The 12,284-nt window shown below is 63.8% G+C and carries 8 protein-coding genes; 2 read left to right on the top strand and 6 right to left on the bottom strand.

What is annotated here, in order from left to right; all coding sequences use genetic code 11:
• Nucleotides 1–67: 67 nt before the first annotated feature.
• The 3 genes from tkt to AB4037_RS04725 form a co-directional block, all read right to left on the bottom strand.
• The gene (tkt, locus tag AB4037_RS04735) at nt 68–2,113 is read right to left on the bottom strand and encodes a transketolase (protein WP_441770711.1); all 2,046 of its coding nucleotides are present in this window, start codon (nt 2,111–2,113) and stop codon (nt 68–70) included.
• Between the two features lie 328 nt (nt 2,114–2,441).
• Nucleotides 2,442–3,299 (bottom strand): MipA/OmpV family protein, encoded by an 858-nt coding sequence (locus AB4037_RS04730; protein ID WP_441770710.1) that lies wholly within the window; start codon nt 3,297–3,299, stop codon nt 2,442–2,444.
• Between the two features lie 146 nt (nt 3,300–3,445).
• Nucleotides 3,446–4,060: a helix-turn-helix domain-containing protein gene (locus tag AB4037_RS04725; RefSeq protein ID WP_441770709.1), complete on the bottom strand. Its 615-nt coding sequence runs from the start codon at nt 4,058–4,060 to the stop codon at nt 3,446–3,448.
• 119 nt (nt 4,061–4,179) lie between these two features.
• Between AB4037_RS04725 and AB4037_RS04720 the strand changes: the two genes are divergently transcribed.
• On the top strand, nt 4,180–4,749 hold the full coding sequence (locus AB4037_RS04720) for a hydrolase (RefSeq protein WP_441770708.1): 570 nt from the start codon (nt 4,180–4,182) through the stop codon (nt 4,747–4,749).
• Nucleotides 4,746–5,876: an AbrB family transcriptional regulator gene (locus AB4037_RS04715; RefSeq protein WP_441770707.1), complete on the top strand. Its 1,131-nt coding sequence runs from the start codon at nt 4,746–4,748 to the stop codon at nt 5,874–5,876. The genes AB4037_RS04720 and AB4037_RS04715 overlap by 4 nt, the downstream gene beginning before the upstream one ends.
• Before the next feature lie 106 nt (nt 5,877–5,982).
• On the opposite strand, the gene glyA is transcribed toward AB4037_RS04715, so the two are convergent.
• The 3 genes from glyA to AB4037_RS04700 all read right to left on the bottom strand — a co-directional run bounded on the left by glyA (nt 5,983) and on the right by AB4037_RS04700 (nt 12,230).
• Nucleotides 5,983–7,287, bottom strand: a complete 1,305-nt coding sequence (glyA, locus tag AB4037_RS04710) for a serine hydroxymethyltransferase (protein WP_441770706.1) — start codon at nt 7,285–7,287, stop codon at nt 5,983–5,985.
• A gap of 44 nt (nt 7,288–7,331) precedes the next feature.
• Complete coding sequence (locus AB4037_RS04705; RefSeq protein WP_441770705.1) at nt 7,332–10,025, bottom strand: phosphoenolpyruvate carboxylase; 2,694 nt, start codon at nt 10,023–10,025, stop codon at nt 7,332–7,334.
• A 387-nt stretch (nt 10,026–10,412) separates the two neighbouring features.
• Nucleotides 10,413–12,230, bottom strand: coding sequence for an FkbM family methyltransferase (locus AB4037_RS04700; protein WP_441770704.1), 1,818 nt, complete (start codon nt 12,228–12,230; stop codon nt 10,413–10,415).
• Nucleotides 12,231–12,284: the final 54 nt, after the last annotated feature.

Below are 12,284 nucleotides of genomic sequence, written 5' to 3'. Positions count from 1 at the left end.
GAGGGCCAAAGGCTTCTTGCGCTGGTCGTTCTCAGCCACTTTGGCGGTCACTTAGACCTATGCCGTTTCACGAACCATCTCCGCTGACGACAGCACGGGCGGCACGAACGACAGCATCCGTCGTAATATCGAACTTCTTGTAGACATCGTCGATTTTGCCGGATTCACCGAAGTCGTGCATCCCAACGAAGCGCCCCTCGAAGCCGAGATAGCGCTCCCAGCCGAGTTCCACCGCTGCTTCCACGGCGACGCGCGCGGTCCCTTCGCCGAGCACCGCCTTCTTGTAGGCAAGATCCTGCTCCTCGAAGAGCAGGCGGCAGGGCATGGAGACAACGGCCGTGGGCACTCCCTCCTGCTGCATGATTTCGCGGGCCTCGACGGCGAGATGAAGTTCGGAACCTGTCGCCAGGATGGTCAGCTTACGCGCTCCGCCCTCGGCTTCCAGCAGGACATAGGCACCGCGGGCGGATTTGTTCTCCAGGCTCGCCTCCCGGCGCAGCAGCGGCATGGGTTGGCGTGACAGTGCGATGAGTGCGGCACGGCGCGGCTGATCGAGGATGAGTTCCCAGCATTCGGCCGTCTCGACGGGATCGCCGGGGCGGTAGACACCCAGATGCGGGATGGCACGCAGTGCCGCCAGATGCTCGACAGGCTGATGGGTGGGGCCGTCCTCGCCCAGACCGATCGAATCATGCGTCATCACGAAGATCGTGCGGATGCGCATCAGCGCCGCAAGCCTGATGGCTGGGCGGCAATAATCCGAAAAGCACATGAAGGTTCCGCCGTAGGGGACGAGGCCGCCATGCAGCGCGATGCCGTTCATCGCAGCCGCCATGCCATGCTCGCGCACGCCGTAGTGGACGTAAGACCCGGCATAGGCGCCCGGCCTGATCTCGACCTKGCTCTTGGTCCTCGTGTTGTTGGAGGGCGTGAGGTCGGCCGAGCCGCCAAGCAATTCGGGGATCGCGTTGGCGAGGTGTTCGAGCACGGCGCCGCTCGCCTGCCGGGTTGCCATGCCCTTGTCGCCAGCGATGAACTCCTGCTTGGCGGCGGCAATGGCGCTCTTCCAATCTGCCGGCAGTTCGCCCCTGTGGCGGCGCTCGAATTCCGCGCGCAGCGGCTCCGGCGTGGCCTTGACACGCTCCAGCCAGGCGGCGCGAGCGCTTGCTCCCTTCGAGCCGATGTCGCGCCAGGCCTTCAGGAGGTGGTCGGGGATCACGAAGGGCGGCGAGTCCCAGCCCAGTATCTTGCGGGCACCGGCGATCTCCTCTTCCCCTGGCGCATCGCTATGGGCCTTCTGCGTGCCGGCCCTGGTGGGGAAGCCGAAGCCGATGATCGTCTTGCAGGCGATCATCGACGGCTTGTCCGTCACCGCGCGGGCGGCCGTGATCGCCTCGCGGATGGCGTCGGTGTCATGGCCGTCAATCTCCTGAACATGCCAGCCGGAGGCCCGGAAGCGCTCGATCTCGTTGTCGGACACGGCGAGGCTGGTCGCCCCGTCGATGGTGATGGAATTGTTGTCCCAGAAGGCGATGAGCCGCCCCAGCTTGAGATGGCCGGCCAGCGAGATCGCCTCCTCGCTGATGCCTTCCATCAGGCAGCCATCGCCCATAAAGACATAGGTGTAATGGTTGACCAGATCGTCGCCGAAGGTCGCATTCAGGATGCGCTCGCCCAGAGACATGCCGACCGAATCCGCGATGCCCTGCCCAAGAGGGCCAGTGGTGAGCTCGATGCCGGCGGCATGGCCGTATTCGGGGTGACCTGGTGTCTTGCTGCCAACCTGGCGGAAACGCTCCAGCTCTTCGATCGGCATGTCCTTCTCGCCTGTCAGGTAAAGCAGGCTGTAGAGCAGCATCGAGGCATGGCCGTTGGAGAGAACGAAGCGATCCCGATCGGGCCAGTGGGGCTCCGCCGCATCGAACGTCATGAAATCCTTGTAGAGGACAGTGGCGATGTCAGCCATGCCCATGGGCGCGCCGGGATGACCGCTCTTGGCCTTCTGCACGGCATCCATCGACAGGAACCTGATGCAATCTGCCATGTCGCGGAGATGCTGGTCACGCGGGGCAGGTACCGTCTTCGGTGTCGCGGTTGAAGTGGCTTCATCCATAAGCACGATCCTTCTCAATGAGGTGATTGCGCGACAGCAAGCCTGTCAACCGCATTGCCTTACCGCGCAGATACGGCAACATTCGTTCATACTATAATCTGGTAACCTAGTCGCTTGATGACGAACCCTCATCGTCTTTTTGGCTGGGCTGAATACCACCGCCCCCATCCTGAAGTTCGCCTGGAAAGCCGCGCGAAAGTCACGATCGACTTTCCGCTCATGGTAGGCGCGTGGGGGGCAGTACAAATCGTTCCACCCAAAGCTTGAATCGTAATCAGTCTTCAATGGGAAGGCCTGAATCTCAACAAGTCTTGGCGTAAAGCGCGTTCTAGCGAAACTTCAGGCCGAAGGAATAGCTCAGGCTGAGGCCGACCGTGTTCTGATTGACCGAACCGAAGCGCTTTGTGACCGGGCTGTCGGCGGCATCGCCCGTCAGGCGCTCGAACTTGTCGTAGACCGTAGCCTTCCAGGCTGGCGAGAATTGATAGGAAACCGAAGCGAGGGCGCCATAAGCCTTGATGCCGGCCGAGGGGTCGTAGGGTATCACCTGCCCATTACGCAGGGCATCGCGCTCCGTCACGCCGAAGGAGGAGCGCATATAGGTCCCGTTGCCGACCGACAGGCGCGGGCCTATGGAAAAAGTGAAGGCGCCATAGGGCTGCACCCAATCGGCCGAGAAATCAGCGACCAGCCCCTGCCCCGCCCGCAGGGCCTGGCGTACCTCCGCCCGGGCACGCAACTGGTTCTCGATCAGCCAATATTCCATGAACAGGCCGGCATCCAGCGTCGCGGGTACCGTATGCACCCCGGTGAGGTCCCGCTCATCCGACCGTGAGCGGCCACCGCGGAAATCGGCCGCGGGCCCGATGGCAAAGCCATGGCTCTCCAACAAGGCGAAGGAGAACGCATCGTCGGGGGCGCCCCAGCCTGGCGCTTCCCCGGCGCGCCTGATGTCGAAATCGGAGGGCAGCACCGTGACGCTGGTTTTCGAAGCGCCTTCATAGGTCGGCCCGTACTGAACCCCAACGCCCAATGTCACGATCCAGTCCGGACCGGCATCAGGCTGCGAGGAGAAGTTCAGTACCGAATAGGGAGAGCGTTCATCGGCATGCGCCGGCAAGCCGGAGACGAGCGAACCGGCACCCAGACCAAGGAAAGTTAGAACGGGCAACACACTCGAACGCATGGACACGGCATCCTCAAACTGGATCGTACTTGCGGCACCTTCCATCGCCTTGACAAGCAAAATCAGGCTAGAGGTTTAAGATTTCATGGGCATGACGCGATTGCGCCAGGGTAGAGAGAGCTACAGCGCGCCCAGACTATCAATCATCATGGCCGCGCGGGCGCCAGGCTGGCTGCCAGATAGAGACGGTTCATCAATCTGAGCTGGTCGGGAGCACCGGGGGTCGTGGGTGCATCCCTGCGCATCATGCCGACCATGGTCTTCATGTTGTTGAGCACGACCGCCGCTATATCGTCCGCCTCGGCCTCGGCCAGGCCTGGCGCGTTGGCCTTCAGCGCTGCGCGTACGCCGGCAAGAGCCTGGGCGCGGAAGCGGAGGCGGATCTGCGTCCAATCTGTCCTCGAATCCAACAAGGCCGTGACGGCCCGTGCCTTGGGATGAAGCTTTACCAGGAGCTCGATCAGGAGGTCCGCCAGTTCCTCCGGCGTGACATGTCCTGCCTGGTCGCGCACGGAATCATAGGCCGCGGCAAGGACCGTCGCATAATGGTCCATCAGGGCATCCGCCACCGCGTCCTTGCTGGGAAAGAAGCGATAGAGCGAGCCGATGCGGGCATCGGCGCGCAGGGCGATCTCCGCCATCGTCGTCGCTTCGAACCCGCGCTCCTGGATCACCTCCGCCGCCGCCTCCAGCAGTTCCGCCACGCGTTGGCGGCCGACCTCGCGCTGCGGCGCCAGGGTTTTGCGTTTCTGGCTTGACAAATTTGAGTCCACCCTCAAATAGATATGTTGCTTGAGCAATTCCTCAAATAAATAGCGACCTTCCCCGCACGGCGCAACCCGGCACAGGACGGTCGAGAACCCGGCGAAAGGATGGTTCCATGCTCGCCCTACCCGCCCGCACCACGGCCCTCATTCTAATCGATCTGCAAAAGGGCATTGTCGGTACGCCGACCGAGCCCTATTCCGGCTCCGACGTGCTTGCCAAAGGGCAGCTCCTGGCCAGGCGGTTTCGCGCCGCTGGCGCCCCCGTCATTCTCGTCAATGTCGCCTTTTCTCCGGATTTCGGCGACGCGCCCACGGGAGCGGTCGATCAGCCGATGAAAATACCGCCCGGCGGTTTTCCCGACGGCTGGGCCGATCTGGCCGACGGCCTTGCAGAACCCTCCGATCTGCGGGTCACCAAGCGCCAATGGGGCGCCTTCTACGGCACCGAACTCGACCTGCAGCTGAGGCGTCGCGGCATCACCACCGTGGTCATCGGCGGCATCGCCACCAATATCGGCGTGGAGTCGACCGCCCGAACCGCCCATGAGCATGGCTATGCCGTCGTGCTGGTGGAGGACGCCTGCACGGGCCGCGCTGCAGACATGCATGCCTTCGCCTTCGAACGCATCTTCCCGCTCCTCGCCCGCGTGACCAAGGCCGACGAGGTCACGCTCCAGCCATGAAACGCTTGGCTCGATGGCCGGGCCCTGCCCGCCTCTCTCTTCAATCCGCGCCGCCGGCTCGGCGTTGGGCCGCATTGCTGGCCTGTTCCATCCTGCTTGCGGGCCTGCTGCAAGGGTTGAAGCTTCCCGCGGCCTTCATGCTCGGGCCCCTGTCTGCCGGCGTCCTGCTCCAGATGGCGGGTGGAGCGGTCAAGGTTCCCTCGTCCCTGAACGCAGCAGCACAAATGGTGATCGGCTGCCTCATCGCCCAGGCGATCAATCCGACGATCCTTGCCAGCCTTGCCCGGCAATGGCCGGTATTCTGTGCCGTGGTGGGCCTTGCCGTCGCCGCGAGCGCGCTGATCGGATGGGGCATGAGCCGCTTGCGCATCATTGCCGGCAGCACGGCAGTCTGGGGCATGCTGCCGGGCGCCGCCACCGTGATGATGGCGATGGCGGAAGCCTATGGTGCGGATTTCCGCCTTGTCGCCTTCATGCAATATCTGCGCGTGGTTCTGGTGGCTGCGGCCGCTTCGCTGATCGCCCTCCTTTTCGTTCAGGACGGCGGCGGCCGCTTCGCGACCGGCTTTTTCCCGCCGATGGCGTTCAGCGATCTCCTGGCGACGGCAGCGATCGCGCTTGCCGGCGGCGGCATCGGCCGCCTCCTGCGCATCCCCGCGGGCATGCTCCTCGGCCCCCTGGCACTCGGCGCGCTCTTCAATGTGCTGGGCTGGGTCCGGATTGAATTGCCGCCGATCGTGCTCATCGCGAGCTATACGCTGATCGGCTGGAACACCGGCTTGCGCTTCACGCCGCAGATCCTGGCCGCAGCCGCCCGGGCCTTGCTGCCGAGCGTGGGCGCTACCGTCCTTCTGATGGCCTTCTGCGGTTTTCTGGCCTGGCTGCTCGTGATCTTCCTGCATGTCGATCCGCTGACGGCCTATCTCGCCACCAGCCCGGGCGGGGTCGATGCGGCCGCCATCATCGCGGCCTCGACCCATGTCGACACTCCCTTCGTCATGGCCTTGCAGACGGTTCGGCTGGTCATCGTGCTGGTCATCGGTCCGAGCGTGGCGCGATGGGTGGCCGATACGCTCGGCCGACCGGTCTCCGAGGCCGGGCCGGTCGATCTCAACGATCCGAACTGACGCGGCCTCGACACCGGCACGTTTTCAGAATTGCAGGCCCAGGCCACGGCAGCGGGTAGAAGGCCATGACTTGGACAATGGCCATGGCCTTCCACTTCACTCTGATTCAATCATAGATTGGGAAGCGGGCGAGCAGGTCCTGCACCTCCTCGCGCACGCCGGTTTCCACGGCGCCGTTGCCCTCTTCGCCATCGGCGGCAAGACCGTCGATCACCTTGAGCGTCAGGCGTGCAACTTGCCTGAATTCTTCGGTCATGAAGCCGCGGGTCGTGCAGGCCGGCGTGCCCAGGCGTACTCCGGAGGTGACCATCGGTCCCTCGGGATCGAACGGAATGCCGTTCTTGTTGCAGGTGATGTGAGCGCGTCCGAGCGCGGCTTCCACCGCCTTGCCGGTGAGGTTCTTGCGGGTGAGATCCACCAGCATCAGATGGGTGTCGGTACCGCCAGACACGATGTCGACGCCGCCACTGGACAGTCCCTCCGCCAGGGCCTTGGCGTTATCGACGACATTGGCGGCATAGGTCTTGAACTCGGGCGTCAGCGCCTCGCCGAAGGCGACGGCCTTTGCGGCGATGACGTGCATCAGGGGCCCTCCCTGCAGGCCGGGGAAGACCGCCGAATTGATCTTCTTGCCGATGTCCTCGTCATTCGACAGCACCATGCCGCCGCGCGGGCCGCGCAGGGTCTTGTGCGTCGTGGTGGTCACCACATGGGCATGGTCGAGCGGGTTGGGATGAACGCCGCCTGCAACCAGGCCGGCAAAATGCGCCATGTCGACGAACAGCTTGGCGCCGATCTCGTCGGCGATCTCGCGGAAGGCTTTGAAGTCGATGATGCGCGGATAGGCCGAGCCACCGGCCAGGATCAGCTTGGGCCGGTGGGTCTTGGCGAGGGCGCGCACCTCGTCGAGATCAATCCGATGCGTCTTGGGGTCGACGCCATAGGAAACCACGTTGAACCACTTGCCCGATTGGTTGACGGGCGCACCATGGGTGAGATGGCCACCCGCGGCAAGGTTCAGGCCGAGAAAGGTGTCGCCCGGCTGCATCAGGGCCATGAACACCGACTGGTTGGCCTGGCTGCCCGAATTGGGCTGCACATTGGCAAAGCTGCAGTTGAACAACTGCCGCGCCCGCTCGCGGGCAAGTTCCTCGACCTCGTCGACGTGTTGGCAGCCGCCATAGTAGCGGCGCCCGGGATAGCCCTCGGCATATTTGTTGGTAAGGACGGAGCCCTGCGCCTCAAGCACCGCCCTGGAGACGATGTTTTCGGAGGCAATCAGCTCGATCTCCTCGCGCTGGCGATGAAGCTCGCGGCCGATGGCACCGCTGACCGCCGGATCGGCCTTGGACAGGGTATCGCGAAAGAAATGGCCGGTATCGGTGCTGCCGGATCTGACTGGGCTATCCATGAAACTCTCCCTTGTGACGCCCGGAGGCGCTGATATGACCATCGTCAGCCGGTCCAACCGAGCCCGGCCGAGATGCAGTTGATCGAAAGCAGCAGGGCATTGACCGCCCGCTTGGGGCTGGCGGACTTGCCGTCCTGGGTACGGACTTCCCGTAAAAGCTGAACCTGCAGGCGGTGGATCGCATCCATCTGCGGGCGGATCTGGTCGAAATGGCGTTTGAAAGAGGGAAATCGCTCCGAAAGGGCCAGTCCGCCATTGACCTCGCCTATCATCTTGCGGGTCAGGTCATATTCGGCCGCGATCTTGCGATAGATGCGTTCACCCACCTCGTTGTCCTGCACCAGCGAGGCATAGAGGTGCCCGATCTCCATGTCGGTCTGGTAGAGCCCCTTGTCCACTTCGTCGACGACGAGCCGGAAGAAGCGCGAGCGTTCGAACATCTGACGCAGGAGGTCGAGGCCGGCATCGCCGCGAACGCCCACGAAGGAGTTGAGCGCGCTGCCGATGCCATACCAATTGGTGATCAGGTGCCGGTTCTGGCTCCAGGCGAAGACCCAGGGAATGGCGCGCAGATCCGAGATGTCGCGGGCGCCGAAGCGCCGCGCCGGGCGCGATCCGATCTTGAGCAGCGACAATTCCTCGACCGGGCTGGCCTGGTTGAAATAGTCGATGAAGCCGGGCTCGCGGATCAGGCCGGAATAGCTAGCCTGCGACATGCCGGTGAGCGCTTCCAGGGCCTCGTTGAACTCGGGGATGTCCTTGAGCTCGCTCTCGTTACGCGACTTGACAGAGTGGGCGAACACGCTCGCGGCCAGGATCTCGAGCTGGTAGAGGCCGGTACCACGATTGGCGAATTTCGACGACACCACCTCGCCCTGCTCGGTCACACGCATGACCCCGTCGATGGTGCCGGCCGGCTGGGCCGCGATGGCGCGGCCGGTGGGCGCCCCGCCACGGCTGACCGAGCCGCCGCGGCCATGGAAGAAGCTGATCTTGACCTTGCGCTTGAGACCCAGCGCAGCGATGCGCCGCTGGGCCTTGCTCAGCTCCCAGTTGGAAGCGAGGAAGCCGCCATCCTTGTTGCTGTCGGAATAGCCGAGCATGACTTCCTGGCGGTTGGCGAATTCGCGCACCGATCGGCGCACGATCGAAATCCCGAACAATTGGTCGAGAATGTCGGGGGCAGTGCGCAGATCCGCGATGGTCTCGAACAACGGCACCACGCGCAGGTTGATGGTGCCGCTGCCGTCGGCGGCCGTGGCCAGGCCGCTATATTGGGCGAGCAGATAGACAGCGAGTAGGTCGTCGCAGGAGCGTGTCATCGACAGGATGAAGGCACCGATGGCGCCTGTGCTCGGATCCACCGACGCGTCGCGGATGACGTCGAAGAGGTCGAGCAATTCCCGGGCTTCGTCGGACAAGGCTGCCCGATCAAGCGTTGGTCTCCTGCCTGATTGCAGCTCGGAACGCAGGCGAGTGCTCCATTGCCCGGTTTCTGGCTGCAGCACCTCGTCTGCCGCGATCTGGCCGAATAACTCGGCCAGCACGCGATTGACGACCGTGGAATTCTGGCGGATGTCGAGCGAGACGGTGCGGAAGCCGAAACTCTCGACCTGCTGGCGCAGGGGGCGAATGAGGCGCCGCGCCGTCAGCGAGCCGCCAAGCTTGATGAGGACGTTTTCGAGATCGCCGAGATCGGCGTTGAAGGCATCCGCCCGGGCATAGGGCTCGGCGAGAGACTCGCTGCGCAGGGCGCGCAGACGCTCCAGCATGCCCGCCGCGAACTGGCGCAGGGGCTCCCCGGGATTGCGTGCCGTCACGGCCGATGCCGTGCCCGTCGAGCTCAGGAGGCGCGCCAGGGCCTGGCCGAAATCCTCGGGAATGTCGACGACGTTGGCGCTGACGCTGAGCAAGGTCACCAGGCGGCGCACCTGCTGAATATACCAGCCGATGACGGCCTGGCGGCAAGCATCGAGTGCATAGGCCGTGGTCTTGGCCGTGACATTGGGATTGCCGTCGCGGTCGCCGCCGATCCAGGAGGCGAAATGCAGGAAGGAGGGCACCTTGAGGTCATATTCCGGGTAGTGGCGCCCCAGTGCCTCCTTGGCCGTCTCGTAGATCCGGGGCGTCGCCTCGAAGATGACCTCGCGGAAGAAGTGGAGGCCCCAGGCGATTTCGCGCTCGACCGATGGCCGTTCGAGCCGCAATTCGCCCGACATCCACAGCAGCTCGATCTCGCTAGCGAGGTCGTTGACGTGCTGCTCGCGCTCGCGCGGCGCCCAGCGATGCTGTTCCAGCTCGGTGAGCTTGCGATAGATGCGCCGGTGGATCTCGAGAACGGTGACCCGCTTGGCTTCGGTCGGGTGTGCCGTCATGGTCGGCCCGACCCACAATTGGTCGAGCGCCGCCTGCACTTCCTCGGCCGGATAGCCGGCGGCGGCGATCTCACCCAGCACGTTGGAAAAGGAGCCAACGATTTCGTCGGCGCCGCCGATCTGTTCGAGCTCGCGCCGAGCGCGCACGGCGAGGAGTTCGTTGGCAATGGCGACGAGCTGGAACCAGATTCCGGTCGCCTGCAGCGCGCAGATGCGCTGCTTCTTGTCGAGCCTATCCAGAGGCTCGGTGCCGGCCAGCACCGCGGCCAGAGAAGGCTCGCGTTCACTGACGACAGAAAGGAGCAGCCTGAACAGCAGGCTGCGCACGTCCTCGCGGAAACTGAGTGGCCTGCTCTCATCCATCCAAGGCGTCCCCCGTCATCTATCCATGATCCCGCAGGCAGCCCGACACCGGCCTCTTGCCTGTTCCCCCGAATGCTTCGTCCTGGGGATTTTTGGTTGGCTTAGCAGATCGCGTTTTGCCGCGGTTGGGAACGCCCGGACGGGTAGAAATCCTGTTCGTTCGGGTGGTGAAAAGACTGGCCGCCCGGATGGTGCAAGACTGTGGCCGCGCCTACTCGTGGCCAGCCACACCAATGGCTCCGCATCATGTCTCATTACAAAAATTTTATTAAATAGTCAATGTTTTCAAATAATTACAGTAATTCATTACAGTATTTTAGGAGAATTTCTTGCCGCCACGCGTTCATCCCCTCAATCATAGAGGGACGACGAGAAAGAATGGCGGGATCAACGGCGAAACACCCAGCCGAAACGTCGCAGCGGGGAGGCTTCCGCCTCCTTTTCGAAGCGCGCAACGACGTTCGTCAGCCCTTCATACATCCGGCTTCGCCGCATGATCCGATAATGCCAGGAGGCGAGCAGGCGCTCCAGGGTCGTTTCATGGTCGTCCCGAACTTCGATGAACAGCAGGGGGCGGCAGCGGTCGATCAGGCCGTCGAGACCGCCGAGGACCTCCAACTCCATGCCTTCGACATCGACCTTGACGAGGTCGAAATCCTCACTCGCGAAAAGGTCGTCACCCCTGACAATCACAAGAGGGCCGGTATTCCCGGGCTCGACCATTGCTCCGCCCGAATTGTGGTCCGCCACCGCGACCACCCTGCCCCGCCCGGCCTTCGCTCCGAGCGCATGATCGACGCGGCTGAGATCGACATTCCGGCAATGGTTGAGCTGACAATTGAGGCGCAGGATCGCCTGGGAGCGTGGATTGGGTTCCACAGGCACGACGATGGCGGCGTCGAAGAAATGGGAAAAATAGACCGTGTGGTTGCCGACATGCGCGCCGACTTCCAGGATACGTGGTTTGCTGCCAACCAAGCTTCGCAGCGCTTCGAGATCATCGAGCTCGTAGAAGCGGCCGTGGACATGAAAGTTCTGCACGGAATCGCCGAGATCATCGACGAAAAAGGAAAAGCGCCGGCCAGCCTGATCGAACGACATCACGGAGCCGTCGACCCGCTGCACGAGATTGACCGGTGCATCCGCCCGCTCGGCGGAAACCTCGAGAGCGTGCAGGCGGAAATTGCATTGCCGCCCGTTCAGGCTCCTGTCGGCCATGGGCAGGCCCTCGTGCTGGAAGACGAGGTCGAGCCGGTCCTCCGCCTTCGGATCCAGGCTGAACGCGACCGCAAGACGCCGGTCATCCTCGAACCGGATCGAGGCAGCCTCCCAGGACCCGACGCGGATCGTGACACCCGGCGCAAGCCCTGCCTGCCGCCGCGCTGAGACCGCCATCGGCTCGAGCTCGATGACGACCCGCCGCCTTCCCGTTTGTGGCTCGGCGAACTTCAAGGTGAGATGGGATTCGCGACCCTCGCTGACCGGACGGCCATCCTCCAGGGCAAAGCCGCGCAGGAGGTGGGGCGAGCGGCGATGCAGCACGGCATCGAAGGCCAGGCGCACGGGCAGGCTCGCTCCAACCTCCAACTCCCCCGTCGCGAAGGCCGGAAAGAGCTGGGCGTTATAGCGCTGCTGCCACCAGGTTGCGGCGAGCCCCTTCGCCTCGGCTCCCGACCGGTAATCGAAGAAGGCGGTGGTAACGGCCACCTTGTCGAGTTGGAAGGCGTCGTCTGTCAGAAGAAAGCGATAGAGTTGATGGACGCTGGGGATGCGGATGTCCGAGATTACCAGCAAGGCGCCCGGCTTCAGCCGCTCGCGGATGGCGGCGAAGGCAAGATCGGCCGCCGGATAGCCGTCGGCGCCGCCGAGAACGGCGATGTCGACTTCCTCCTGCGGCGGCTGCACCAGCATGGCTCTGGCAACCGGGCCGTCGATCCAGGTGATGTTTTCCGCCGTGAAGCCTCTGCCCGCCGGCAATGTGGCCTGCCCGCCGCCGGCATAGACGCTGTGCCATCTGGCGTAGCGGGCGAGCAGAAGCGTGGTATGGCCGGTTCCCGTCTCCAGGCTGCGCAAGGCTCCCGCTGCGGCAGCTTCCCGCACGCGCCAGTCGAGATGATCCAGGGCCGACTCGCTGAGGGTTCCCACCTCCCCGCAGCCGAGCTCGAGCGGGAACCGCGCCAGCAGGTCCTTGAGAAAATCGGACATCGGCATCTGCAATCCTCGCACCGCGCTTCATTCGCCACTGGAGCATATCGGCAG

This window comes from Labrys sp. KB_33_2 (assembly GCF_052114505.1).
In the GTDB taxonomy this organism is placed as follows: Bacteria; Pseudomonadota; Alphaproteobacteria; order Rhizobiales; family Labraceae; genus Labrys.
Note: the sequence above shows the minus strand (reverse complement) of the source record. Positions and strands in the feature narration are given on the sequence as shown.